This window comes from Paracoccaceae bacterium (genome assembly GCA_012103375.1).
Taxonomy (GTDB): Bacteria; Pseudomonadota; Alphaproteobacteria; order Rhodobacterales; family Rhodobacteraceae; genus WLWX01.
This window is the reverse complement of record WLWX01000001.1, coordinates 1,415,508-1,441,085: the sequence shown is the minus strand read 5'-3', so window position 1 is coordinate 1,441,085 and position 25,578 is coordinate 1,415,508. Positions and strand designations below refer to the sequence as shown.

The window sequence follows — 25,578 nt, the reverse complement described above, 5'->3', positions numbered from 1 at the left end:
CCCCCCTCAGGAATGAACGACAGTCATGCGCGGCGTGAATGCCTGCTTCAGGACCAGGGCTGCGCCGCCCAGGGTTGCCGTCATCCGCCCTGACCCGCCACGCATCAGGCGCGGGCGCGGGCGCGCGCGGCGCGGGCGGTCAGCGACGCTGTCGGGGTGAAACGTCACCTGCCCGATCAGGTGATCCAGAACCGGGTCCGGCATCGCGCCGCCAAGAACGATGGTTTGCGGATCGAACAGGTTTTCGATCATCGCAACGGCCTGCGACAAGGGCGATGCTGCCCTGTCGAGCCATGCCATCAACGCGGGATGGCGGGCCTGAAATATCGCATCGATATCTTCGATCCCGCCGACCTTCAGGCCCGCCTTGACCAGATGGCGCTGAACCGACAGGCGGCTGACCGCTTGTTCCAGCGCCAAAGGTCCTTGCGCGGTCTGAACGGGAATGCGCCCAACCTCGCCCGCGTTGCCATATCCGCCCGAAAGGCGCTGACCTTCGCTGATCAGCCCAAGCCCCAGACCGGCCCCGAAATAGATGAACGCATAGGTATCCAGCCCAGTCGCCACCCCTGTCAGGCCTTCGGAAATGGCGGCTGCGTTGGCGTCGTTTTCAACCTCGACCGGCAGGTCCAGCAGGTCCGAGAACCACTCCGTCGGTTCTATTCCCTGCCAGTCCTGCAATTCGGACCCGGCGCGCGCGGATGCCCCGGTGCCGAACGGCCCCGGCAAAACGACACCAGCGCCCAGCACCTTGTCGCGCGTAACCCGGGGCGCGGCCCATGCCGTTTCGCACAGCGTCAGAACCTGCGCGCGGACCGATGCGGGGTTTGATGATGCCAGCGCGGCGCGATCCGAAAACACCTCGCGACCTTCAAGGTCCAGCAATGCGGCAAAAACCGCATCCGGCCGCACTTCGATACCCAGTGCATATCCACCTTCGGGATCAATGCGATACTGGATTGGCGGCTGGCCGCGCCCAACCGATCGACGCCCGCATTCTTTCAGCCAGCCTTCACCCTGAAGATCCGAGATGATGTTGGAAACCGCCTGCGTGCTGAGGCCCGACAGGCGCGCAATCTCGGCACGGCCCATCTGACCGGACTGTCGAATATGGCCCAGCACCATCTGCCGATTGTGATTGCGCGAACGCAGCGCATTGGCGCCAACCATCTGGGTGTTGCGGTCATTCATGCAGCGGCGATAACGCAATCCGCTTGAAAGCTCAACTAAATTGAGTTAACCCGAACTCAGGCCGGAACCCGCAACAGACGGGTCCGTTTTGAAAACTTTCAACAAGGAGATGCCGTTATGCCATTCAACAAGATCAAGGGGCTTGCCCTTGCCACCGCGACCAGCATTGCGGCAAGTGCGGCGAATGCCGTCGAGATTGAGTACTGGCAGTATTTCTTTGACGCCCGCGTCACGGCAATGGAAACGCTGATTGACAACTTCCAGGCCGCGAACCCGGATATCACCGTCAAGATGAACCATTTTCCCTATGCCGATTACCGCACCAAGGTCGCCGCGGCGATCCCAGCGGGCGAAGGCCCAGATGTGGTGCAGCTGTTTTATGGCTGGCTGAACGACTACGTCGAGGCTGAGTTGATCCAACCCCTGCCCGCAGACACATTCCCGGCCAGCGAGATTGACGCGAATTTCTTCCCGATGGTTCAGGCGATGAAGGACGGCGACAACTACTGGGCGCTGCCGACCGCTGTGCGTTCGCTGGCGCTGTTCTACAACAAACGTCTCATGGAAGAAGCCGGGCTTGAGAATCCGCCTGCCAACCTCGACGAGCTGGTCGAAATGGCCGGAGCGATGACCAAGAAGGACGCCGCCGGCAATATCACCCAGGTCGGCATCACCACCGGAATGACGGCGCAGGATCACCATTGGTGGCGCGAGGTGCTGGTGCGCCAGTTCGGCGGCGATCCCTATCAGGACGACTATCAGACCGTGAACTACAATACTGACGCCGGCATTAAGGCGTTGGAGTTCTATACCGATTTGGAAAAGAAGCATGGCGTCACCGCGTCGGGTTTCATGGACCAACCACAGGCGGCCTTCAAAGCCGGGCGCGCAGGCTTTCACATCGATGGCTCGTTCCGCATCGGATCGCTGGCTGACATCCGTGGTCTTGAGTGGGGCGTGGCAGAGCTTCCCGCCGGTCCGGATGGCACGCGCTCGAACTATTCCTCCTACTGGGTGAACGCCGTGACCACCAAGGCCGAGGGTGAAAAATACGACGCTGCGCTCAAGTTCATGGCCTATATCACCTCGGACGAGGCGATGCAGATCTGGTTGGACGTTGTCGGAGAGCTTCCCGCGAAACCCTCAGTCGGCATGACGGACGCCAACGCCAATGACGAGACATTCGGCCCGTTCATCCGTGGTCTGGCTTATGCCAATACCACCAAATTCGCCAACGAAAGCGGTCAGCGCCAGATTCTGGTGGACATGGTCGCCCGCACGGATATCGAAGAGCAGCCGCTGGCAGACAGCCTTGCCGCCGCCGAGGCCGAGCAGGCCCTGCTTGACGAATACTACGCGGATTAAGCACACTGGCTGGCCCCGGTATCGCGCCGGGGCCAGCCACATCTGACGGGGATACCGCGTGAACCTCTACCGCAACCTGACAATCCGGCAGAAACACATCGCTTGGGCCTTGGCCTTCCTTGCCCTGCCGGTGGTATTCTATGTGGTGATCCGGTTTTACCCGACCGCCAACGCGATCCTGATCAGTTTCCAGAACTGGAACCTGCTGCGGGATCCCACCTGGGCGGGGCTGGAGAACTACGCCAAACTGTGGAATGATCCGGTGTTCTGGAAGGTCTTCAAGAACACCTTCGTTTACCTGCTGCTGGGCACGCCCATCAGCCTGGTGATTTCATTCATCATCGCCTACCACCTGGATCAGCTGCGCTTCATGCACGGCTTCCTCAGGATGCTTTACTTCCTGCCGTTCATGACCAGCGCGGTGGCCATGGCATGGGTCTGGCGCTGGTTCTATCAGCCGGTGCCCATCGGGTTGTTCAACAACTTCCTGGCCAGCTTTGGCATTCCGCAGATCGAGTTCCTGAATTCCACCACCAATGCGCTGCCTGCCGTCCTCGCACCCGCCGTCTGGGCCGGCCTTGGCTTTCAGGTGATCATCTTCATGGCCGGGCTGCGCGCGATCCCGAAAAGCTATTACGAGGCGGCGCGCATCGACGGCGTCGGCTGGTGGACCATCCTTTGGGAGATTACGATTCCCCTGCTGAAATCCACCATCGTGTTTATCGTGGTGTTCAGCTCCATCGGCTTCCTGCGCATCTTCGACCATGTCTTCAATATGACTACCAACAACCCCGGCGGGCCGCTAAATGCGACGAAACCGCTGGTTCTGATGATCTATGACACCGCCTTCACCGGCTTCGACATGGGCTATGCCGCCGCACAAACCGTGGTGCTGTTCCTGATCCTGCTGATCGTCAGCCTGCTGCAACTGCGCATTCTGCGGGTGACCTGAGCCATGGCCGTCACCGAAATCCGCGCATCCTCCGAGGCACTGCTAACTACCAAAGCCCCGCGCAAACCCGCGAACATGGGCCAGATCATCCGCTGGCTGCTGCTGTTCGGCGGTGGCGTGCTGATGGTGATGCCGATTGCCTATATGCTGTAGACCTCGCTGAAGTGGCCGCATGAGGTTTATAACGTCAACCTGATCCCGGATGAGCCGACGTTCGAGAACTATACCTTCGTTCTGGCCGACGGGCGGTTCCTGGGCTGGATCACAAACTCGCTGATCATCGCCGTCGCCACCACGATCAGCAACGTTCTGTTCGACAGTCTGGTCGGATACACCCTGTGCAAGTTCAAATTCCCGGGCCGCTACATCATCTTCATCGCGATCTTGTCGACCCTGATGATCCCCACCGAAATGCTGGTGATCCCCTGGTATCTGATGAGCCAGCAATTCGGCTGGCTCGACAGCTATTGGGGCATCATCTTCCCCGGCATGATGACCGCCTTCGGAACTTTCCTGATGAAGCAGTTTTTCGAAACCGTGCCAGACGATTTCATCGAGGCGGCTCGGATCGACGGGCTGAACGAGCTGCAAATCTGGTGGACCGTTGCCATGCCGCTGGTCAAACCGGCCCTCGCGGCACTGGCGATCTTCGTTTTCCTGGGCAACTGGACCGCCTTCATCTGGCCGCTGATCGTCACCAACTCGGTCGAGATGTATACCCTGCCCGTCGGCCTGTCCGGCTTCGGGGACGAAGCCGATGTCGCGTGGGAGCTGATTATGACCGGGGCCGCCATCTCGACCCTGCCGACCCTGATCGTCTTCCTGATCTTCCAGCGCTTCATCATTCGCGGCGTCGTCATGGCAGGGCTGAAAGGATGAAGCCCTCTGCCCGTCTTTTCGCCAAAAATACTCCGGGGAGGTCTGGAGGGGCTGGCCCCTCCAGCCTTGCCACACTCACCGAACCGACACTCACATGATCGACACCAGCAACTTCCCCGACCCGACCTACCGCGACACGGTCCTCGCCCCGCTGTTTGAGGATGCGAAAACTCATTTCGTCGCCCCGGTACGCGCGATCAATCAGGCGCATCTGGTAATGCTGGCGGACACCGGAATTCTTCCGCGCGAGATTGGCGCAGCGATCGCCGCCGCGCTCAGCGATATCGACGCGAACACCGACATTGCGCAGCAGGATTACACCGGCGAGCATGAAGACTACTTTTTCTTCGTCGAACACGAATTGATCCAGCGCCTGGGTGCGGATGTAGCGGGTGCGCTGCACACCGCGCGGTCGCGCAACGATATGGACCACACGGTCTTCAAGCTTGTGTTGCGCTCTAAGGCGGACGCCTTCCTGAAAGCCGCCAGCGCCCTTGCCGACACGCTGATCGCAACCGCGCGGCGGGAACGCGACACGGTGATCGTCGCTTACACCCATGGCCAGCCTGCCCAGCCGAGCACCTTCGGCCACTACCTCGCCGCTGTCGCAGATGTCCTGCTGCGCGACATCGCGCGTCTGTCGGCGGCCCGCGACGCGCTGGATGCCTGCCCGATGGGGTCCGCGGCGATCACCACCAGTGGCTTCCCGATTGACCGCCAGCAAGTCGCCGACCTGCTGGGCTTCGCCGCCCCGACACGCAATTCCTATGGCGCAATTGCCGGCGTCGATTATATCACCGGCCTTTACTCGGCGATCCGCCTGATGATGCTGCATCTGGGTCGCGTGGTGCAGGATCTGCAATTCTGGACGGCGTTTGAGGTTGGGCAGCTTTATGTCCCCAACAGCCTGGTCCAGATCAGCTCGATCATGCCGCAGAAACGCAACCCGGTGCCGATTGAACACCTGCGCCACCTGGCCAGCACGACAATGGGGCGGTGTGAGACGGTGATTACGACCATGCACAACACGCCATTCACCGACATGAACGACAGCGAAGGCGCGGTGCAGGTCAGCGGCTATGAGGCTTTCGCTTCGGGCCACAAAGTGTTGGCGCTGGTCAACGCGTTAATCCCGGCTTGCCGGATCAACGGCGACCGGGTGGCGGCAATTTTGGATGCGGCTTGCGTCACTGTCACCGAACTGGCCGATACGCTGGTGCGCCGCGAAGACCTCAGCTTTCGTCAGGCGCATGAGATTGCCGCCGCAACGGCGCGCGCCGTCATCGCGGAGCGTGCGCCACTGGGCAGCGGCTACGCCGCTTTCGCAGCCGCGTTCCAGGACGCAACCGGGCGATCCACAACGCTGGGCGAGGACGCATTCGCAACCGCCGTTTCGGCCGAAAACTTCGTCGCCATCCGTACCCGCCCCGGCGGCCCGGCACCGGCGCCGATGGACGCTGCACTGGACGATATGGCCGCTGACCTTGCCGCGCTTGGTACAGCGCAATCTGACCGCGCGGCCCGGATCAAGGCCGCCGAAACAACCCTCACCACCGCCTTCGCCGCCTTGCAGGAGTCCTGATCTTGGCCACCCTCGCCCTTCGCAACCTTGTCAAAACCTTCGACCGCACCGAGGTGCTGCACGGCATCAATCTGGACGTTGCGGATGGCGAATTCGTCGTCTTCGTCGGCCCCTCGGGCTGCGGCAAGTCCACCACATTGCGCCTGATCGCTGGCCTGGAAGAGGCAACCGCCAGCAACATCGAAATCGGCGACCGGGTGGTCAACAATCTGGAGCCCAAAGAACGCAACATCGCGATGGTGTTCCAGAACTACGCCATCTATCCGCATATGAGCGTCAAAAAGAACATCGCCTTCGGACTGCGCACCGCAAAGATGAGCAAGCCCGCCAAGGAAAAGCGGCTGTTGGAGGTCGCCGAAATCCTCGACATGACGGACCTGCTGGACCGCAAGCCAAGCCAATTGTCCGGTGGTCAGCGTCAGCGGGTCGCGATTGGCCGCGCCATGGTGCGTGATCCGGCGGTGTTCCTGTTCGATGAACCGCTGTCGAACCTCGACGCGCAGCTCCGCACCCAGATGCGGCTGGAGATCAAGAAACTGCATCACCGGGTTGGCAACACGATCATTTTCGTCACCCACGATCAGGTCGAAGCCATGACCATGGCCGACCGGATCGTCATCATGAAAGACGGCCATATCCAGCAGGTCGGCACCCCGGATGAGGTTTATCACAAACCCGCCAACACCTTCGTGGCGCGCTTCATCGGCGCGCCCTCAATGAACATGCTTGCCGGATCCAGCGACGGGTCGTCAGTCGCGCTGAAGACCGGGCAGAGTGTCCCGATGTCCGCCCGCGCGGGCGAGGTCATCCTTGGTGTCCGTCCCGATGATCTGACTTTGGATGGCGGCACGCCGCTGATCAACGGCCGGGTCGTGGTGCGCGAACCGCTGGGGCCGGAAACGCTGATCTACGTGGAAACGCCCGAGGGTGAGATCATCGCCAAAGCCGATGGCCGCACGCCGCCCAAGGTTGGCGCGGATGTGACGCTGTGCGCTGATCCGGCGAACCTGCATCTGTTTGATGCCTCCAATGGCGCGGCCTTGACCTGAGCGGGTTGCGTGGTTGCGTTCGGCTGCAACTGCGGGTCTGATCAGGTGCGACACTCATGAAAGACCGGCCATGCCCCTGACCCACACTGAAGGCGAATCCAATACCTCGGCAGCCCGTGCGGACTGGACTTCGCGCGCTACTGGTCCGCGGTCCAGGCCGCTGTTGCAGCGGGACTCGGACGCCTTTCTGCATCAATCCCTGTCCACGCCATGTGCGGCGACCATCGCCAGGGCCGAGGGGATCTGGATCGAGGATCTGGACGGCAACCGGTTCATGGATTTCCACGGCAACTCGGTCCATCACATCGGATATGGCCACCCCAGACTGATCGCCGCAATCAAGGATCAGCTGGACACCCTGCCCTTCGCGCCGCGCCGGTTTACCAATGAACCGGCGGTGGAACTGGCCGAAAAGCTGGCCGCGATCAGCCACGGCGATCTGTCCAAGGTGCTGTTCACCACCGGCGGGTCGGACGCAAACGAAGTCGCGCTGAAAATCGCCCGCGCGGCGACGGGCCGGTTCAAAACGCTCAGCTTCTGGGATGCGTTCCACGGCGCGGGGTTCGGTGCGGCCAGCGTTGGTGGCGAGGCCACCTTCCGGTCCCATATCGCCGGCCCACTGTTGCCAGGTGCCGAACACGTCGCCCCCTTCGCCTGTTATCGCTGCCCTTATGGCCATACAGGGCCCGACGTTTGCGGGCTGGCCTGCGCCAATATGGTCGACTTCGTGCTGGAACGCGAAGGTGACATCGCCGCCGTGATCGCCGAACCGATGCGCGCGGTTCCCTACGTGCCGCCACCCGGTTTCTGGGCGCAGGTCCGCACCGCCTGCAACCGGCACGGCGCGTTGTTGATCATGGACGAAATTCCGACCGGTCTGGGCAAAACAGGCCGGATGTTCGCGTTTGAACATGATGAGGTGGTGCCTGATATCGTGACGCTGGGCAAAGCCCTTGGCGGGGGTATCCTGCCCATTGCGGCGGTCGTCGCGCGGGCGGATCTGGACGTCTGCAGTGGCTTTGCCATTGGTCATTACACCCACGAAAAGAACCCTGTGACCGCCCGCGCCGCCCTGACAACGCTTGAGATTATCGAGGATGAGGGTTTGGTCGAACGCGCGGGCGAACTTGGCGACCACGCGATCGGCCGGTTGCGTGACAATCTGGCGGATTGCGCAATTGTCGGGGATATCCGGGGTCGTGGTCTGATGTTCGGCATCGAAATTGTGCAGGATCGCGCCGCAAAAACACCAGGCAATGACCTGGCCGAGGCGATCTATTACCGCTGTCTAGATGCGGGCCTCAGCTTCAAAATCTCGCAAGGCTGCGTGCTGACCCTGTCACCGCCGCTGACGATTGCGCGGGACGATCTGGACCGGGCGTTGGGGATTGTGGTTGCGGCGGTGAGGGATGTTGCAAAAGCTGGTTGAACGAACCGGGACGGATTAATTGTGTCCTGTGGCCGACCTTCATCGACCAATCTTAGAGACCCAAGAACTCGCACGATCCATCTGCGAAACTGTGGCACTCGGCGCGGATGCGCTATGCCCATGCGCCCCCGCGGGAGGGCATCGTGCAACAGCAGAAGTGTTTGGCCTGATGGAAGATATTCCAAAACGCCAACCTGAATATCTGAACCGCATCGGAATTCGCTGCCCCCGGTGCGCGCCGCAGGCGCAGGGCGCACGCTGGACCGGCCCCACCGGTCTGGCGTCGGTTCGAGGTGGCCACTTCGATCTGAGTTGACGGCTAACACCTCCCTATAAATCATGCCTCATCACCGGCGCTGCGCCAGCCCGCCGGTCCGGCGTACGCCCTGTTTATGATCGGCTCTCGGCTTGGGCCATTATTGCAGATTATTTGGATGAGTTTCAAAACCCGGCTGCACCAGGCCGAACTTCTTCCCCAGGTCGGGCATGGCGCATCTGCGCCTCAGCAACTGCCCCACAGCACAAATAGCCCCTCGCCCTCAATCCTGTCCCGGTGTCCCGTTCCAATGGTCAGGCGGACGGACGAAAAACTGCCAGGCCGCCAGCGCGCCCATTCCTGCGAAGACGCAGGCCCAGAAATATTGCCCCGTGACCACTTCGAACAGCGACCAGCCCGCGCAAAACAGCACCACGACTACACGCCGCCACATCGGCGCGAAGAACGGGTGATGCAGATCAAACAGGTTCATGCCAGAATATCCGCCACGGCCACGGCGCGGCCTTCAGCGACGGACAAGACCGCCGCATCCGCAAGCGCCAGCGCCATCAGCCCGTCGTGCCCTGTTACCGGCGATGGTTTGCCGTTGGAGACCGCATCGACGAAGGCCGCAATCTCGGCGGCGTATGCACCGGCGTAGCGGGTGATGAAGAAATGCTGGTTCGGCGGCACTGTATAACCTTCGGGACCGGCGAATTGCACCCGCGCCTCGGGGTGGTTCAGCGCGCTGACGGCACCTTTCGAGCCGTGAACCTCGATCCGTTGATCATAGCCATAGGTTGCGCGGCGTGAATTGTTGATCGTCGCCTGTTTGCCCGACGGGGTGCGCAGGATCACGTTGACACTGTCGAAATCGCCCAAGCGCCCGATCTCCGAATCCGTCAGGACCGAGGCGGCGGCGATCACGGTTTCAACCTCTTCCCCAAGCAGCCAGCGCGCGACGTCGAAATCATGGATCGTCATGTCGCGGAAGATACCGCCACAGCGCTTGATGTAGTCATAGGGCGGCGGCGATGGATCGCGGCTGGTGAGGGTCACCATCTCGACCGCGCCGATCTTGCCGTCGTCAATCGCGGCCTTCAGCACGTTGAAATCCGGTTCGAACCGGCGCTGGAAACCGACCATCAGGAAGGCGCCGGTGTCGACGACCACGTTCAGGCAGTCGCGGACGCGGGCGAGGCTTAGGTCCACCGGTTTTTCGCAGAAGATCGCCTTGCCGGCGCGGGCGAATTGTTCGATCAGATCGGCATGCGTGTCTGTGGGTGTGCAGATCACCACGGCGTCGATGTCGTCCGAGGCGGCAATCTGTTCGATGGTGCGGATGTCGCAGCCATGCGCGTCGCGCACCGCCTGTGCGGCCGCATCCACCGGATCCGCGATTGCCGTCAGGCGCGCACCTGGAACCGCCGCGATAGCCGTCCCATGAACCTGCCCGATCCGTCCCGCGCCCAACACGCCGAAATTTACAGTCATCCAGTATCCCTCAGTTCTTGTCCGTGTCCGGGTATATGCCGATCACCTGTTGGTCAAAGTCGATGATAGAACCGGTGACAACTCCGCTTTGCGGGCTGAGGCACAGTGCGACCTGCGCCGCCACATGCTCAGGCTTGAGCAGCATTCCGAAAGGCATGTTCGCCTCGGCTTGTTCCAGCCAGCCATCTTCGCGCCCATGGTACTTCTTTTGCACCGTATCCTCGCCCGGGGTGTCCATCCATCCGACATTGATCCCGTTCACACGGATCCGGTGCGGCGCAAGCGTATGGGCGGCGTTCTTGGTGATGTAGGACAGCGCCGCCTTCGACGCCCCATAGGGGGCAAGATCCGGCACGCCACCATGGGAGATGATCGACTGGATGTTCACCGCTCCGCCGGGCTGATCCCGCGCGATAAGCCGCTGCGCGAAGGACTGCAGCAGAAAGAACGGCGCCTTGGCGTTGACGGCAAAAATCGCATCCCAAAGGTCAGGCGACGTGCTGAGTATCGATCCCCGGTCGGTGATCCCGGCGCAGTTGACCAGCGCGTTGATCGGGCCGACCAGATCTTCGGCACGCTCCATCAGGGTAGCCACCGCGCCCAGATCGCCCATGTCGCAGGCGATAAAATGCGCGGTCACCGTTTCTGACGACAGCGATTGCGCGGCGGCCATGCCGGTTTCGGTGTTCCGATCGACAAGCACCAATCGCTGACACCCCTGCGCCACCAGCGTATTGGCAATCGCAAGGCCAAGCCCCTGCCCCGCCCCGGTGATCAGCGCCGTGGTATTGGCATGTGGCGCGTCGCTCACGCGGCGCCTTCGAATTCGGCCCCGGTTTTTGCGCCCGTGATATAGGCGACGATATCCTGACCGTCGGTTTCTTCTTTGCGAAGGTTCGCAACGATCCGCCCGCGCCGAAACACCACGATCCGATCCACCAGATCCATCACCTGACGCATGTTGTGGCTGACCAGAATCAACGGCTCACCTGCGTCTTTCAGCGTCTTGACGATGTTTTCAACCTGCGCGGTTTCCTGCACGCCGAGTGCTGCCGTCGGTTCATCCATGATCGTCAGGCGCGAATGGAATGTCGCGGTGCGCGCGATGGCCACGCATTGGCGCTGTCCACCCGACATATTGCGGATCGAGTTGCGGATGTTCGGGATTTTCACCCCGGTCTTCTGCAAACCGTCCATGGTTGCCTGCCGCATGCCTTTGTAGTCGAGGAAGCGAAACGGGCCCAGCCAGTTGAAGTTGGTCTTCTCGCGCCCCAGAAACAGGTTGTCGGGAACGTCCAGATCATCGGCCAGCGCCAATGTCTGGAACACGGTTTCGATGCCCGCCTCACGCGCGTCCAGCGGACCGGCGAAGTTAACCTCATCCCCATAAAGGGACACTTTGCCGCTGGTGCGTTGTTCGACGCCGGTGATCTGGCGCACAAAGGTGGATTTGCCCGCCCCGTTGTCGCCCATGATGGCGACATGCTCACCCGTTTTTATTTCAAAGTTGGCATCCACCAGCGCATGAACCCCACCGTAGTGTTTGGTCAGGTTCTCGGTCTTCAGGACAATGTCACTGCTCATCTCAGCCTCCTAAGCCCGGTTTCGCTGTCGGTATTGATCCAGGATCACCGCCGCGATGATGATGCCACCCATGGCCATCAGCTGATAGGATCCGTCCAACTTGATGTAGGTAAAGCCCGAGCGGATGAACCCAAGAACCATCGCACCCAGAACGGTGCCGATGATTGACCCGCGCCCACCTGTCAGGCTGATCCCTCCGATCACGGCCATGGCAATCGCAAACAGTTCGTAAAATTCGCCCATGCCCGCCTGCGCAGTCGATGATTTCGCGCTAAGCACGACGCCCGCAAATGCAGCCAGCATCGAGGCGATCATATAGACCATGACCTTGTGACGTTTGACGTTGATGCCCGACATCCGCGCCGCTTCTTCGTTCGAACCGATGGCATATGTGTGTTTGCCGTAGACCGTATAGCGCAGGATCACGTGGAAAATTGCGGCGAGGCCCAGGAACCAGACCACCGGCATCATGCCCGAACCCAGGGCCTTGTAGGACTCGGTCGGGAACGATACCGGGTTGCCGCCTGACCACCACAGCGCGATGCCCCGGCAGATCAGGAACATGCCCAGGGTCGCAATGAATGGCGGGATGCGCAGGTACGCGATGGAAAAGCCATTGATCGCGCCGATGCACGCACCAAAGGCCAGGCCAATGACGACCGGTATGATTACCGGTAAATCCATTGCCCAGACGCCAAAAAGGGCCTTGGGGTTGGGGTTGCCGTTCACCAGCTCGGTCTGTCCGAAACTCATCGCGATCATTGCTGTCGCCGCCACAAGTGGCCCGGAACTCAGGTCAATTCCCGCGGTGATGATCACCTGCGTCACACCCAGAGCGATGATCCCGATGATCGCAACCTGCAGAATGATGATCTGCAAACGCGCCACGTTGAACAACCCCAGCGCGCCGTCAAAACGATCCTTGGTGTCGAACAGAAAACTCTGCCCGTTCATATACGGCAGCACCTGCCCGAGAACTTCGAATTTTACGATGATGATGACCAGCGCGAGCGCGATGTTCAGCTCGTTCGGCCAAGTCCTTTTGGATTTGTCAAAAGTGAGGCCACCGGTGCCATGGCTGGTATCCGCCATTCTCATTTCCCCCGCCTGTTAAAGGCAGGGTGCCGCCACTGTGGCGACACCCTCTGTTACAAAAAGCTTATCAGCTTAGTTCGCGTCTAGGAACTCATCCATGTTCGCCGGGGTGACCAGCTTGAACGGGATATAGACCTTCTGGTCCACCTTCTCGCCAGCGGCCATCACAACCAGTGCGTCCTGGGATGCGTCGACACCACCAACCTGCACGTCGGCCATGTCCATGCCCGCAGCCTTCATCGCCTGAATGGCACCAATCGCCATTTCGTCGTTGTTGGCCAGAACGAAGTCGAAGGGCTCACCCGAGGACATCCAGTTGGTCATCAGGTCCTGGGCTTCGTCGCGCGACCAGTTTGCCGTCTGCTCGTCGATGATGGTCATGAAGTTACACATGTCCATGCCGATCACGTCATGCACGTCCTTGGACCGCTGCACAGCCGCCTGGTTGGACAGCTGACCGTTCATCAGGTAGCCGGTCGCCCCGCCCCCTTTGCCTGCTGCGCGCAGGTTCTTGCAGACCTCGAATGCCGACAACGTACCGGATTCGATTTCGTTGGACGCAACGAATGCCTGAGTCGGCGGAAGTTCGTTCACATTGTCTGGCTCGCGGTTGACGAAGACCAGCGGAGTCGAGCCCGCAGCTTCGGTGATCGCAGCACCAGCCGAGGTGTCGACGATGTTCACGATGATCGCGTCAACGCCCGATGCCACGAAGTTCTTCACCTGGTCGATCTGTTTGGCCAGATCGTCGGTGGCGTCTTCCTGCTGGTAGGTCAGGCCATCAATCGTGGCGGCATAGTCAACCATGCCATTGCGCAGAACGGTCAGCCAGTTGTCGTCAAACCGCGAAAAGGTCGCGCCGATTTCCTGCGCCATCGCGCCGGTCGTCATAAGGGCGGTCAGGCCCGTTGCCAGAAGATATTTCTTCATCTCTCTCTCCCTGTTAGGTGTCCGGCTCACCCGTAAGTAAAAGCCGCCGGAATGCCCGTCGCCGGGCGGTTTATCCATCAGCGCCGCCCCTCAGGCAGCATTCCGCAAAAGGTGTGACGTGATGAAATTGAATGACCCGGACAGCGCAGCCGCCGGATCGGTGAGGGCGTGAACGTCGGGCGAAAACGCCTCGACCGAGATCGGACCAGCGTAACCGGCGACCTGCAACGTCTTGATTTGCAACAGATTGCCTAGATTATCGTCCGCATCGACATGGCCCCGGTGTGCGTCGCACATCTGCGCCGGTTTCAGCGACGGGTCGGTAACGCCCGACACATGCACCAGCCCGGTATGAGCGGCGAAAATCGCGCCTCCCCCGGCCAGGTGGTGGTGGAAGGTATCGTGGATCAGTTTGAAGATGTCGCCCGCACCGATCGCGTCGATCACGGCAACGGCGTCCGCCTTGTGGCGCAGCCCGCATGTGGCAAAGCCAAGGGGTTCGATCAATCCAATCAGACCACGCGCACGAAGGATCGGACGCAAAGCCTCCAATGTGGTTGTCAGATCGGCGCGCACCTGAACGCTTTCAGTCCGGTGACCATCATTTCGAGGGATAAGGCTGATCGCCTCGGCCCCGCAGGCGACAGCGATATCGGCCAGGGCCAGCAGGCGTATCCCGGCAGCCTCAAGTGCTTCGCGCACATCCGCAGGATCGGCGCCGTCAAACAAGGCCCGGCCCAGATCATTGCGCAATTCAACCCCGATGCATCCGCAACGCCCCGCAAGGGTCGCCAGAGAATCATAGCGCAATGTCGGCGCAGTCATGTGATTCAAGGCAAATGGCAGCATCTGATCCATCGGTTCGGCCCGATGTTCCGGGCAGTTCGCGATTGATCCTAAAGCGTTTCGACATTAACCTGAGACATATCCGGCGGCCTTAAAGTAGTTCCAGCATTCTACTGGGTCGTAGAGATCGCAGATTGCTCCGATTGCTTCGAAGACCTGGGTAAAGGACCTGGCCCCGATCCGTCGCAAATGGGCTTTCAGTTTAGAGAAGGCCTGCTCGATGGGATTCAGGTCGGGCGAGTACGGTGGCAGGTAAAGGAACCAGCAGCCGTGATTGCGTAAAGCCTGCGTCGCCTCCTTATTCCGGTGGGTTGCCAGGTTGTCGAGAATGACGACAGTGCCGGGGTTGATCTCGGGGACCAGCACTTCGCGGATGTAGGCCGCGAAGGCGGGGCCATCTATCGCTCCCTTGATGACCCAAGGTGCGATCAGCGCGCCTTGGGTCAGGCCCGCGATCAAGGTTTGGGTTCCCCAGCTTCCGAAGAGCGCATCCATCGTCAGGCGCTTACCGCGCTTGGCTCTGCCGCGTAGGCGCGTGAGGTTTGTCTTCACTGCGGTTTCGTCAATAAAGACAACGCGCTCAGGAAAGGTCGCAATGGCTGGCGAGCGGTATCTGAACCAGTCGGCCCGTTGCTGCCTTACCTTGGCGCGGCGGCGCTCGGTGGCGACCAGCGACTTTTTTTGTACGTGAAGCCGAGCCGGGACAGAAGGTTGGCGATGGAGGAGTGATGCACCCGCACACCCTCTGCATCGGCCAGCGCATTACGCAACTCAAAGAGCGTGATGTCAGGGTCTTGTGCGATCAACTCCTCAAAGAATTCCCGATGCGGAGCCAGCTTTCCCTTGCCGCGCGGCGGTCCCTGCCGGGCAGGTTCCGCATGACCCTTCATCCTCACCTGACGCGCCCACCGCGCGCCTGTGGCAGGCGACAGCTTCAACCGCAACGCCGCCGCGCGCCCGCTCAACCCTTCTTCAATGTATCTCTGAAACCGTATCCGAAGCGCAGATGGCAAAGGTGCTGACATGATCCATCCTCCCAAACAGGATGAATCACAGATCAGGTCTCAAGGGAATCCCTCGCGATTCAGGTTCAAGCCGAAACGCTTTAGCGAGCGTTTGCACACATTGCAACCGGTTGCAAAAAATCATCGGAGTTCAATGGATCAGCGCATTTACCAAGCCGCCTTGCCACGGTGTTCGCGCCCCTCAGTCGTCGGGATACCCTGCAACTGCCTTGATGATCAGGTATTCCTCCATTCCCCAGACACTGCCTTCGCGGGCATTGCCCGAATGTTTCACACCGCCGAATGGCGTGTCATAGCCCAGGCCTGCGCCATTCACCTCGACCATGCCGGAATTCAACGCATGGGCCATGCGGCGCGCGCGCGCCGAATCCTGGGTCTGGACATAGTTGGTCAGACCGTAGGGCGTATCATTGGCAATCTCGATCGCCTCGGCCTCATCCTCGAACGGGATCATCGACAGAACGGGGCCGAAAATTTCCGTTTGCGCGATGGTCATGTCGTTGGAGACATCGGCGAAAACCGTTGGGCGGCCATAATAGCCGTTGTTCAAACCTTCAGGCCGGCCTGTTCCACCGGCGACCAGCCGCGCGCCTTCGTCGATGCCGGCCTGGATCAGGCCCTGCACCTTGTCCCACTGCGCCTGGCTGACCAGCGGGCCGAGGTGGCGACCCGGTTTGTCGGACCGGTCGACGCGCGTCGCCTCGGCCACTTCCGCCGCCTTTTCGACCGCCGCGTCATAGATCGAGCGTTGCACCAGCATCCGGGTCGGCGCATTGCAGGATTGCCCGACATTGCCGAAACACTCGCGCACGCCGCGTTTGACGGCATTCGCATCCGCATCCTCAAAGATCACATTCGCGCCTTTGCCGCCCAGTTCCAGCGAAACGCGCTTGAAGCTGTCCGCCGCGGCCTTGGAGATCAGCGCCCCGGCACGGGTCGAGCCGGTGAAACTGACCATATCGACACCGGGATGCGCACTAAGCTGCGCGCCGACACCGGGGCCGTCCCCGTTTACCAGATTGAACACCCCCGCCGGGACGCCCGCGTCGTGGATCATTTCGGCAAACAGATGGCCAGACAGCGGGGCCACTTCGGACGGTTTCAGGATCACCGTGCAACCAGCGGCCAGCGCCGGGATGACTTTCAGCACGATCTGGCTCATCGGCCAGTTCCAGGGCGTGATCAGGGCTGCGACGCCAATGGGTTCATAGAAGACATCGTCGTTCGAGGTTTTGCGTTCAAATTTGAATGCGCGTGCGGCGCGGATCGCCTCGCGCATGCCGCCGTCACCGGCGTCCCATTGCGCAGACAGGGCGTAATCAACCGGTGCGCCCATCTCCAACCGCATCGCAGTGGCCATTTCGTCCGCACGAGCGCTGTAATTTTCGACAATCCGGTCGAGCATTGCCAGCCGGTCTTCCAACGGCGTTGCGCGCCATGCCGGAAAGGCCGCACGCGCGGCAGCGACGGCCGCATCGGTATCGGCCTGCGACCCGTTTGAGATCACCGCGCAGGGCTGTTCCGTGGCCGGGTTCACGACCTCAAGATCGGCTGGTTTCGCGGGCGGGACAAACGCCCCGTTGATATAGAAAGTGCGCTTGTCCTGCATGGGTCTGCTCCGCTTCAGAGGTGTGATTCTGACTTGGCGCGCGGCGGCGAAAAATGCAATGGGGGCCGGGTCGGGAAATGCACGGGGGGGAAAGACTTTTTCCCTTGTGGCAGAGATTAACTTAATCCAATGCAAGCCGGGCGTGGGGCCATCTGCGGGTCCGCGCGACGTCTTTCGGGGTTGTGTCCGGGCGGAGGAGGAAATCCGTAAACATTCCCCCTCGACCACCGCATCAGTCGTGCGTCAGTCGTAGTTCCCCTTCACACGCTCTTTCGTCGGATCGAAGTGCGGGAACGGGCAAACCGTGGCCTTTAGACGCTTTTGCTGGCCGTCCAGCTGGCCAACCTCGATGGCGCTGCCGATTTCCGAATGCTTCACATCCACCCGCGCCAGCGCGATCACCTTCCCCAGGATCGGCGATTTCATCGCTGAAGTGACTTCCCCCACCTGCGCCTTGCCTATCCGCACACAGTCGCCGGGTGACGGCACCAGCCCGCCCTCGATATCCAGCCCGACCAGCTTGCGATGCGGATGGTCCTTGCGTTCGACCAGAGCCTCACGCCCAACAAAATCATCGGTCTTGGACTTCAGCGGCACGGTAAACCCGATCCCGGCTTCCATCGGGTCGGTCTGGTCATCAAACTCGCTGCCCGCGAAGATCAACCCGCCCTCGATCCGCAGCATGTCCAGTGCGGCGAGGCCGAGGGGGACCATGCCCATCGGTTCGCCGACCTTCCAGACGGCATCGAAGATCTCTTCGGCATCCTTCGGGTGGCAGAAGATCTCATACCCAAGCTCACCCGAATACCCCGTCCGGCTGATGACCACTGCCGTGCCGTGCACGTCACCGATCCGCGCGATGGTCAGGCGGAACCATGGCAATTCGTCAATCGTGGGCTGTTGTGGCGCGGTCCAGAATATCTGGCTGAGGATTTCGCGGCTGAGCGGCCCCTGAACGGCGATGTTGTGCATCTGATCGGTCGATGACCGCACCCAGGCGTTCAGCCCCAATTTCTGCGCCTGTTCGCGCAGCCACAGCCCGCTGGTGTCATTGCCGCCGATCCAGCGGAAATTCATCTCGCCCAGCCGGTACACTGTGCCGTCGTCGATCATTCCACCGTGGTCATAGCACATGGCGGTATAGACCACCTGCCCGACGCTCAGCTTCTTCATGTCGCGGGTCACGCAGGTCTGCATCAGCAGTTCCGCGTCCGGGCCGGTAACCTCGTACTTGCGCAGCGGCGACAGATCCATCACCGCCGCCTTTTCGCGGCAGGCCCAGTATTCGGCGATGGCACCATGGTTGGTCATCTGGTTGGCCAGCCAATAGCCGTTGTATTCCACGAAATCGCGGGTGTGCCGGGCAAAGCAATTGTGAAACCCGGTTTGTTTGGTGTCTTCCACATCCGCCTCCGCAGATTTTCTGTAGGCAATCGAGCGTTTGAAGTCTTCGCCCGCCTTATAGGTCCGAACCTGAATGTCGGTCGGGTTCCAGCCGTTGGCCGGATCGACGTCGCAGGGGCAGCCGGTGCTGACACAGACCAGATCGGTCAGGGCGCGCAGCAGGACATAATCGCCGGGCCGCGACCAGGGGTCGTCCATGCCGATGGCGTTGGTGTCGTCCAGCATCGTATTGAAGAAAAAGTTGATCGCAGGCCAGCCGCCGCGCGGGCGGATATCGAACCGCTTGAGGTCGGCATTCATATTGTCCGAGCAGTTCTTGTGCCCCGGATAGCCGAGGTCTTCGTAATACCGCGCCGTGCAGGCCAGACCAAAGGTATCGTGCTGGCCGCAAGTGTCCTGTACAATCTCGACCAATGGTTCCTGATCGCTGCTCCAGTACTTGCTGAAAATTCCCGGCTGCGGCCAGAGGCTGCCCATAAGGGACCGCGTGGTAGTCGGGTCAATCTCGCGCTCCTGCCCCTTGTCCAGCGCGCGGGCCGAAAATGCCTGGAAGTCGGAACACTCGCGCCCCTGCACGTCTAGGATCTGGATGAACTCGCCTTCCTTGACCTCATAAGCGGTGGCATTGCCGGGCTGGATGTTGAAATCCTGCAAGGCGTCGGCCAGCGGGTCGGGCGGGGCGCGGCCATCCTTTGGGTCACCCGGATCGGCGCGACGGACATAGAGGATCAGCTCGGTCGGGGCATTCTGGGCGTGGGCGTCCATCGGCCCGCCGGGGGCCGCGACGATTAGCAGCCCGTCAACGATGGCGGCGAAATGCTCCATATCTCCGGGGCGCGATCCTTCCGGGAACACACGCACCGCTTCGGCCCGGCCAAGATCGAAGCCCGCGGATTTCAGCGCCTTCAACACCTTTGCACCCGAGAGTGAGCCGTTCGCCAGAACCGCCTGCGTGCCAGTGGGCGCACCGGCCCCCTGCCCGCCGATCATGCCTGCGGAGGATGATCCATCGGGGGCGAAGAACACGACCTCTCCCACCTGCAACCCTTCGCGATCGAGCACCGAAACCTCATCCCCTTTGCGGATTGCCACGGCGCGGGAACCGCCGCCGGGTACGGGATAGCGCTCAGTCCCGTGGGGCAGGATCGGCAGGCCGGGGTTGACGATGCCGCGCCGTTCAAACGGCGTTTCGAATATCGGCTTCACGCCCATCAGGCGATCCCCAATGCGGCTTTACGCTCAGCCGCCCAGGTGTGGATCAGGTGATCCACCGCCAGACCGAAGAAGGCCACGCACAGGCCAAGCATCAGCCCGTTGCCGATGCCGTTTTTGTCCGACAGCGCCTTCAGGATGAATTGCCCCAAATCGTCGGTGCCGATCATCGCCCCGATGATCACCATGAACAAGGCAAACACGACGGTCTGGTTCACGCCCAGCATAATATGCGGAAAGGCCAGCGGCAGGTCGATTTTGAACATCCGCTGCAATGGTGTAACGCCCGACATCGCGCCCGCGTCCTTCAGGTTGGGCGGCACGTTTCTGATGCCTTCGATCGTGTACCGGGTTGCGGGGATCGTCGCATAGATGATGACCGCGATCAGAACGCTGGTGTCGGTTACGCCGAACAGCATGATCACCGGGATCAGGTAGATGAAGGACGGGAAGGTCTGAAACGTGTCACAGACCAGCAGCACTGCCTTGGCCGGGCCCTCGCGCTGTGCGGCAATGGAACCGGCCGTCACCCCGATCACCACCGAAACGATGACGGCGAATGAGGTCATATACGCGGTAATCAGCGCCCGGTCCCACCAGGGTGTCAGGGCGATGAACAGGATGAACCCGCTGACCACCAGTGCCGACTTCCAGCCACCGATGATCCAGCCGGTGCCCATCACCAGAAGGAATGTCGCCGCCACCGGCATCCCCAGATAGGCGGCCTTCATCGGTTGCAGGATGCCGGTGATCAGGAACACATTGAACCCCTGAAGACCCGCGTACCAATTCTCGACCATCCAATCGACGCCGGCCTGCCAGATCGGCTCGGTCGTGATGCCTTTGTTGTGGGGGATGATGTAGGCGTAGTTCGGCCCCTCGGTGAAGATCAGCGATCCGATCCAGGCCAGCACGACCCCTCCGGCGAAAATCGCCGCGAAGATCAGGCCAAAACGATGACGCTCAGTCCAGCTCAGGTCCGCGAAATAGTCGGTCTGCTTGTTGGCCCAGGCGAGCGACAGTTTGTCGAGCACGACCGCGATCAGCACGATGCAGATGCCCAGTTCCAGTGCCTGCCCGATGCGCAGCTGGTTCAGTGCCAGCAGCAGGTTGAACCCCAGCCCCTTGGCCCCGATGAACGAGGCGATGACCGCCATCGCCAGACATTGCATGATCACCTGATTGACCCCGATCAGCATGTCGCGCCGGGCGGTCGGGATTAGCACATTGAACAGGGTCTGACGGTTGGTGCAACCGCTCATAAAGCCCGCCTCAATCACCTCTTCGGGGACCTTCTTCAGGCCCAGCAAGGTCAGGCGGATCATTGGCGGGGTGGCAAAGACGATGGTGGCGATGGCCCCGGCGTGGTCGCCGACGCCGAAGAACACGGTGATTGGCACCAGATAGGAAAAATGCGGCATGGTCTGCGCGACGTTCAGCAGCGGCGACAGGACCGCTTCGACCGTGCGGCTTTTGTACGACCAGATGCCGAACGCCAGCCCCAGCAGGATCGACACCGGTGCAGCGACCAGAACGAAGCTAAGCGTTTCCATCGCCGGTTCCCACTGGCCGAATATCGCGATGTAGCCGATCCCGATCGCCGCCAGCAGCGCCAGACGCCAGCCGTTCAGAGTGTAGCCCAGCAGCACAGTGCCGCCCCAAACCACCGTCCACGGCAAGGCCGGCCAAACCGCCCAGGGGTTTTCGCCCTGCCAGTCCCAACTGGTGAAGGCGACGATGGTTTTCACCCCGCCCAACAAGATCTCTCGGATCAACTCAATCAGAAACAGCACCGCACGGGAAAATCCGCGCGTTACCTCGCGCAGCAGCGCCTTGTCTTCATAGTCGTCCAGATCCGCGTCATAGACCGGGATCTGCCACCAATCGAACATCAGATAATCGGCACCATTGTTGATCGCCGCAGGCCAGCCTGCCAGCAATGCAGGCAACCGCCAGAACACATTCGCCTCATCGGGCGCAATCAGCCAGTACAGCAGCAGGAACGCCACCAGAAGCAGCGCGAACTGCGCCGGTTTGGAGTTTCGCAGCGCCTCCATCTTAGGCCGTGACCCCGGTTTTATTGGCATCGCCGAACAGCAGATGGATCAGGTGGCGCGCATGGACGGTGCCGATGATCTTGCGGGCCTCATCCACGACGGCCACGCTGCGGGGTTCGCGCAGGATCGCCTCGGCCACATCCTCGATGATTGCATCGCCGGGTACCTGCAATTCGCTCAGGTCCTCGCCCGGTGTCACATCTTCCATGACCGAGGCGATTTTCAGCACCTTCTCGCGCGGAACCTCTTCGGTGAATTTGCGGACATACTCGGTCGCCGGGTTCAGCACGATGTTGGCGGGTGTATCGAGCTGTTCGATGATCCCGTCCTTCATGATCGCGATCCGGTCGGCAAGGCGCAGGGCTTCGGCAAAATCATGGGTCACGAACAGGATCGTCTTGTGCAGCACGTCCTGCAGGCGCAGGAATTCATCCTGCATTTCCTTGCGGATCAGTGGGTCGAGCGCTGGAAACGGTTCGTCCAGAAACCAGATATCGGGTTCGACAGCCAATGAGCGTGCGATGCCGACGCGCTGTTGCTGACCGCCTGAAAGCTGGCGGGGAAAATAGTTCTCGCGCCCGGTCAGGCCGACCAGTTCGACCATATCAACGGCGCGTTTGATGCTTTCGGCGGTGCTTTGACCCTTGACCTGCAGGGGAAAGGCAATGTTTTCCAGCACGGTTTTGTGGGGCAGCAGGGCGAAGCTTTGAAACACCATGCCCATCTTGTTGCGCCGCAACTCGATCAGTTTTTTGGAGTTCATCGCCAGCAGGTCTTCGCCGTCAATGAAAATCTGCCCGGCCGTGGTGTCAGTCAGCCGGGAAATACAGCGCAGCAGCGTCGATTTGCCCGACCCGGACAGGCCCATGACCACCAGCATTTCGCCGCGGTGAACCTTGAAACTGGCGTCGTTGACGCCGACCACACAGCCCGCATCCTGAAATTCCTTGGCGTCGACCTTGCCGTTGGCCGCCGCCATCATCTTGTTCGCGTTGTCCCCGAAGATTTTATAGACCGAGCGGCACTCGATCACCGGCTTGTCGGCTTTGCTGGATTGCCCATCCTGCACCATGGTGCGATTCCCCGTCATTCTTGTTTTTGCGCCTGACAGTCTATCGGGCGATTGGCGTTCTGTCTTGTCACAGGATACCCCCGCCGGTCGGAACCGCCGGGGGGCGTTGATCTTTGGATCACAGATGACCCCTTCACAATGGGATCAGTCCAGGAAAGGCTTCCACACGTTTTCGTTGTCGGCCAGCCACTTGGTGGCGGCGTCCTGATGGCTCATCCCGTCGATGTCGACCAATGCCGCCATCTGCCCGATCTCACCCGAGGTGAACGACAGTTTGGAGAACATTTTGTAAGCCTTGGGGTGTGTTTTCGGGAACTTGTAGTTCGCCGCTTTCTTCAGCCAGCCCTTGGGCGAACCGCAGGAACCGTCGCCACCATCGGCAACCCGGCAGCCATCTTCATAGGCCGGGAATTCGATGAACACGAAGCCGTCGGCATCCGTGAAGTTCGGCGTCCAGTTGAAGGTGATGATCCCGCGACCCTCTTTCTTGGCCGAGGCCAGCTCGGCCCAGATCGCGTCAGCGCCACCGGCAAACTTGACCGTGTAAAGGTCACCCAGACCCAGGGCTTCCAGGCGGACAGGCATCAGATCGCCATGCCAGCTTTGCGGACCTTCCAGCCAGCGGCCCTTGCCGTCGCTGTCAGCCGTGGCAAAGACGTCGGCACAATCCTTCAGCGCTTCCCAATTCGGCAGGCCGGGGCAAAGGTTGTCGTCGATCACGTACTGCGGCACGCCCATTTCTTCGAGGGTCGCGGCCTCATGCGTGCCTGCGTCGATCACGCCGCCTTTTTCCATGGCGTTGTAGAACGAGGCGCCAAAGGTCGACTGCCAGACTTCGTGGCTGATCGTCACATCGTCGTTGCGGATCGCCTCATACACTGCCTGGCTGTCGGCGGGCACGTATTCAACGTTGTTGCCCATCGATTCAAAGATGCCGCCGATCACATAGGCCATGACGACCTGGCTGGACCAGTTGTGCGTCGGAATGACGATCGGCTTGCTGCTATCTTGCGCAAACGCCGCCATTGGCGCGGCGGCAAGCAGACCTGCAGCGATTGAGGTGGTAAACTTGTTCATTTCATCGTTCTCCCATCGGTTTGTGCGGCGGAAATGCCGCGTTCTGGCGGGGCCTCCCGCCCCGGATGCCGCGGTTGACCCGCGTGTCGTTGTTCTCGTTATCGTGCCTCGTGTTTGATTGATGTGTCCCAGTCGGGTTCAAAGCCTAGCACCTCGGTGTCCGGGTGCAGGGCGGGGTTGAACAGCAGGTTGTGCGCCATGGTCGCCTGATAAAGCGGGTTATGTGCCGCCAGCCGCCAGACTTTGCAGTCCAGATCAAAGCGCTGGGCGTAGGCGTCGAATGTCAGCGTCACACGATCGGCGGCGCGGATTGCCGCGGCGCCTTCGGAACCGGGCACAAAGGTCGCCGTCAGAATATCGCTGAATTCGCGGTGCTTCTGGTAATAGGTCGCGCTGAAGTATTTCAGTGCGCCATCCCGAATCTGTGCCGGATCGTTGGTCTTTTTCGCCATGAAGCGCATTTCCGGCGTCACCGAATGCGCCGGGGCTTTGTTCAGCAGCGTGATGATCTGACCCATCGGTTCGCCCTGCCCGGCCAGTGTGACGGCAGGCATGATCGCATCATCGGGCCGCCCGTCTGCATCACGCATGGCGATCTGGCGCACCCGGCACTGCCACTTGAGGAAGCTGTCTTTCAACGGGCTGTCGGTGATCGACGCCCCGAATGCGGTTGCAAGCGAGCTCATGCAGCGCCCCTTTCGCCGGCGTCCACCAGCCTGTAGGCGCGGTCGTGCATCAGGCTGGGAATGCGGGCGCGGGCCGCGGCCACCTCAGCAAGGTTGATTGTGGCCGAGATGACGCCGGGCCGATCGCCGCCATCGGCCAAAACCTCTCCCCAGGGGTTCACGATCAGCGAATGGCCATAGGACGCGCCGCCGCCGGAGATATCTCCGATGGCGCAGGGGGCGACGACGAAGGCGCCATTCTCGATGGCGCGCGCCCGGTTCAGAACGTGCCAGTGGGCTTCGCCCGTGCGTTTTGTGAAAGCGGCCGGAACGGTCAGAACATCGGCCCCGGCCTGCGCAAGATCGCGGTACAGATGCGGGAACCGCAGATCGTAACAGATCGTGTGGCCGATCTTGCCGATTGGTGTGTCATGGATCACCGCCGTCCCACCGGGCGCGACGCATGCGCTTTCGCGGTAGACTTCGGCATCGCTCAGCTGGATATCGAACATGTGGATCTTGTCGTACCGGCCCCGGATCTGCCCGACATCGTCCAGCATCACGCCGCGATTGATGATCTTGTCGTCCAGCCCGTCCACCGCGATGGAACCCAGCATCATCCAGACGCCGCGATCCGCCGCAAAGGCACGCGCCTTCGCCAGAAACGGATGCGCCGCTTCGGGCGCAGAAGGTGGCGCAACGGCTGCCCCGTCGGTGGCCAACCCGCCGCAATATTCCGGCAGGAACAGCATCTGCGCCTCGTCCCATGCCGACTGGAAATCGGGCATGGGCCGGGTCTGCAAAC

21 protein-coding genes and 1 pseudogene are annotated in these 25,578 nt (G+C 61.1%); 6 read left to right on the top strand and 16 right to left on the bottom strand.

The genetic code is table 11. From position 1 onward, the window contains the following. Window positions 1-6: 6 nt before the first annotated feature. On the bottom strand, window positions 7-1,191 hold the full coding sequence (locus GKR99_07395; GenBank protein NKB27374.1) for an ROK family protein: 1,185 nt from the start codon (window positions 1,189-1,191) through the stop codon (window positions 7-9). Window positions 1,192-1,308: 117 nt separating this feature from the next. Here GKR99_07395 and GKR99_07390 point away from each other — a divergent pair, with 117 nt between their 5' ends. The 6 genes and pseudogenes from GKR99_07390 to GKR99_07365 all read left to right on the top strand — a co-directional run bounded on the left by GKR99_07390 (window position 1,309) and on the right by GKR99_07365 (window position 8,447). Beyond that, window positions 1,309-2,556 carry an extracellular solute-binding protein gene (locus tag GKR99_07390; protein NKB27373.1) on the top strand — a complete coding sequence of 416 codons (1,248 nt, stop codon included), beginning with the start codon at window positions 1,309-1,311 and terminating at the stop codon, window positions 2,554-2,556. Between the two features lie 58 nt (window positions 2,557-2,614). Beyond that, window positions 2,615-3,508, top strand: coding sequence for an ABC transporter permease subunit (locus tag GKR99_07385; GenBank protein NKB27372.1), 894 nt, complete (start codon window positions 2,615-2,617; stop codon window positions 3,506-3,508). A 3-nt stretch (window positions 3,509-3,511) separates the two neighbouring features. Beyond that, window positions 3,512-4,387 (top strand): annotated as a pseudogene (locus GKR99_07380) (ABC transporter permease subunit). A gap of 94 nt (window positions 4,388-4,481) precedes the next feature. Next, on the top strand, window positions 4,482-5,969 hold the full coding sequence (gene argH / locus GKR99_07375) for an argininosuccinate lyase (GenBank protein ID NKB27371.1): 1,488 nt from the start codon (window positions 4,482-4,484) through the stop codon (window positions 5,967-5,969). A 2-nt stretch (window positions 5,970-5,971) separates the two neighbouring features. Beyond that, entirely contained in the window at window positions 5,972-7,018 is a 1,047-nt protein-coding gene (ugpC, locus tag GKR99_07370) for a sn-glycerol-3-phosphate ABC transporter ATP-binding protein UgpC (protein ID NKB27370.1), read from the top strand. A 70-nt stretch (window positions 7,019-7,088) separates the two neighbouring features. Further along, window positions 7,089-8,447: an aspartate aminotransferase family protein gene (locus tag GKR99_07365; protein NKB27369.1), complete on the top strand. Its 1,359-nt coding sequence runs from the start codon at window positions 7,089-7,091 to the stop codon at window positions 8,445-8,447. Between the two features lie 539 nt (window positions 8,448-8,986). On the opposite strand, the gene GKR99_07360 is transcribed toward GKR99_07365, so the two are convergent. The 15 genes from GKR99_07360 to GKR99_07290 form a co-directional block, all read right to left on the bottom strand. Then, on the bottom strand, window positions 8,987-9,190 hold the full coding sequence (locus GKR99_07360) for a DUF3329 domain-containing protein (protein ID NKB27368.1): 204 nt from the start codon (window positions 9,188-9,190) through the stop codon (window positions 8,987-8,989). Between the two features lie 2 nt (window positions 9,191-9,192). Further along, window positions 9,193-10,197: an inositol 2-dehydrogenase gene (gene iolG / locus GKR99_07355; protein NKB27367.1), complete on the bottom strand. Its 1,005-nt coding sequence runs from the start codon at window positions 10,195-10,197 to the stop codon at window positions 9,193-9,195. Window positions 10,198-10,207: 10 nt separating this feature from the next. Beyond that, window positions 10,208-11,008, bottom strand: coding sequence for an SDR family oxidoreductase (locus GKR99_07350; protein ID NKB27366.1), 801 nt, complete (start codon window positions 11,006-11,008; stop codon window positions 10,208-10,210). After that, window positions 11,005-11,781 carry an ATP-binding cassette domain-containing protein gene (locus GKR99_07345; GenBank protein ID NKB27365.1) on the bottom strand — a complete coding sequence of 259 codons (777 nt, stop codon included), beginning with the start codon at window positions 11,779-11,781 and terminating at the stop codon, window positions 11,005-11,007. Before GKR99_07345 ends, GKR99_07350 begins: the two co-directional genes overlap by 4 nt. Window positions 11,782-11,790: 9 nt before the next feature. Beyond that, a complete protein-coding gene (locus GKR99_07340; protein ID NKB27364.1) occupies window positions 11,791-12,873 on the bottom strand; it encodes an ABC transporter permease in 1,083 nt (360 codons plus the stop codon). Between the two features lie 75 nt (window positions 12,874-12,948). Then, a complete protein-coding gene (locus GKR99_07335) occupies window positions 12,949-13,806 on the bottom strand; it encodes a substrate-binding domain-containing protein (GenBank protein NKB27363.1) in 858 nt (285 codons plus the stop codon). Between the two features lie 90 nt (window positions 13,807-13,896). Further along, entirely contained in the window at window positions 13,897-14,655 is a 759-nt protein-coding gene (locus GKR99_07330; GenBank protein ID NKB27362.1) for a hypothetical protein, read from the bottom strand. A 63-nt stretch (window positions 14,656-14,718) separates the two neighbouring features. Next, a protein-coding gene (locus tag GKR99_07325) for an IS630 family transposase (GenBank protein NKB27361.1) occupies window positions 14,719-15,677 on the bottom strand; the annotation gives its coding sequence in 2 pieces (ribosomal slippage) (window positions 14,719-15,333 and window positions 15,336-15,677; 957 coding nt in all). A 181-nt stretch (window positions 15,678-15,858) separates the two neighbouring features. Next, window positions 15,859-17,286, bottom strand: a complete 1,428-nt coding sequence (locus tag GKR99_07320) for an aldehyde dehydrogenase family protein (protein NKB27360.1) — start codon at window positions 17,284-17,286, stop codon at window positions 15,859-15,861. A 243-nt stretch (window positions 17,287-17,529) separates the two neighbouring features. Further along, window positions 17,530-19,902, bottom strand: coding sequence for a DUF1989 domain-containing protein (locus tag GKR99_07315; GenBank protein ID NKB27359.1), 2,373 nt, complete (start codon window positions 19,900-19,902; stop codon window positions 17,530-17,532). Beyond that, on the bottom strand, window positions 19,902-21,959 hold the full coding sequence (locus GKR99_07310; GenBank protein ID NKB27358.1) for an ABC transporter permease subunit: 2,058 nt from the start codon (window positions 21,957-21,959) through the stop codon (window positions 19,902-19,904). The genes GKR99_07315 and GKR99_07310 overlap by 1 nt, the downstream gene beginning before the upstream one ends. 1 nt (window position 21,960) lies before the next feature. After that, window positions 21,961-23,031, bottom strand: a complete 1,071-nt coding sequence (locus GKR99_07305; protein ID NKB27357.1) for an ATP-binding cassette domain-containing protein — start codon at window positions 23,029-23,031, stop codon at window positions 21,961-21,963. A gap of 144 nt (window positions 23,032-23,175) precedes the next feature. After that, a complete protein-coding gene (locus GKR99_07300) occupies window positions 23,176-24,108 on the bottom strand; it encodes a glycine/betaine ABC transporter substrate-binding protein (GenBank protein ID NKB27356.1) in 933 nt (310 codons plus the stop codon). 98 nt (window positions 24,109-24,206) lie between these two features. Next, window positions 24,207-24,794 carry a hypothetical protein gene (locus GKR99_07295; protein NKB27355.1) on the bottom strand — a complete coding sequence of 196 codons (588 nt, stop codon included), beginning with the start codon at window positions 24,792-24,794 and terminating at the stop codon, window positions 24,207-24,209. Continuing rightward, a complete protein-coding gene (locus tag GKR99_07290) occupies window positions 24,791-25,561 on the bottom strand; it encodes a carbon-nitrogen hydrolase family protein (GenBank protein ID NKB27354.1) in 771 nt (256 codons plus the stop codon). The genes GKR99_07295 and GKR99_07290 overlap by 4 nt, the downstream gene beginning before the upstream one ends. Between the last annotated feature and the right edge of the window lie 17 nt (window positions 25,562-25,578).

Coding starts and splice junctions, on each gene's coding strand:
- GKR99_07395 (NKB27374.1), bottom strand. CDS start 1,191: ATGAATGACCGCAACACCCAGATGGTTGGCGCCAATGCGCTGCGTTCG.
- GKR99_07390 (NKB27373.1), top strand. CDS start 1,309: ATGCCATTCAACAAGATCAAGGGGCTTGCCCTTGCCACCGCGACCAGC.
- argH (NKB27371.1), top strand. CDS start 4,482: ATGATCGACACCAGCAACTTCCCCGACCCGACCTACCGCGACACGGTC.
- GKR99_07365 (NKB27369.1), top strand. CDS start 7,089: ATGCCCCTGACCCACACTGAAGGCGAATCCAATACCTCGGCAGCCCGT.
- iolG (NKB27367.1), bottom strand. CDS start 10,197: ATGACTGTAAATTTCGGCGTGTTGGGCGCGGGACGGATCGGGCAGGTT.
- GKR99_07345 (NKB27365.1), bottom strand. CDS start 11,781: ATGAGCAGTGACATTGTCCTGAAGACCGAGAACCTGACCAAACACTAC.
- GKR99_07340 (NKB27364.1), bottom strand. CDS start 12,873: ATGGCGGATACCAGCCATGGCACCGGTGGCCTCACTTTTGACAAATCC.
- GKR99_07335 (NKB27363.1), bottom strand. CDS start 13,806: ATGAAGAAATATCTTCTGGCAACGGGCCTGACCGCCCTTATGACGACC.
- GKR99_07330 (NKB27362.1), bottom strand. CDS start 14,655: ATGCTGCCATTTGCCTTGAATCACATGACTGCGCCGACATTGCGCTAT.
- GKR99_07320 (NKB27360.1), bottom strand. CDS start 17,286: ATGCAGGACAAGCGCACTTTCTATATCAACGGGGCGTTTGTCCCGCCC.
- GKR99_07315 (NKB27359.1), bottom strand. CDS start 19,902: ATGGGCGTGAAGCCGATATTCGAAACGCCGTTTGAACGGCGCGGCATC.
- GKR99_07310 (NKB27358.1), bottom strand. CDS start 21,959: ATGGAGGCGCTGCGAAACTCCAAACCGGCGCAGTTCGCGCTGCTTCTG.
- GKR99_07305 (NKB27357.1), bottom strand. CDS start 23,031: ATGGTGCAGGATGGGCAATCCAGCAAAGCCGACAAGCCGGTGATCGAG.
- GKR99_07300 (NKB27356.1), bottom strand. CDS start 24,108: ATGAACAAGTTTACCACCTCAATCGCTGCAGGTCTGCTTGCCGCCGCG.
- GKR99_07295 (NKB27355.1), bottom strand. CDS start 24,794: ATGAGCTCGCTTGCAACCGCATTCGGGGCGTCGATCACCGACAGCCCG.
- GKR99_07290 (NKB27354.1), bottom strand. CDS start 25,561: ATGCCCGATTTCCAGTCGGCATGGGACGAGGCGCAGATGCTGTTCCTG.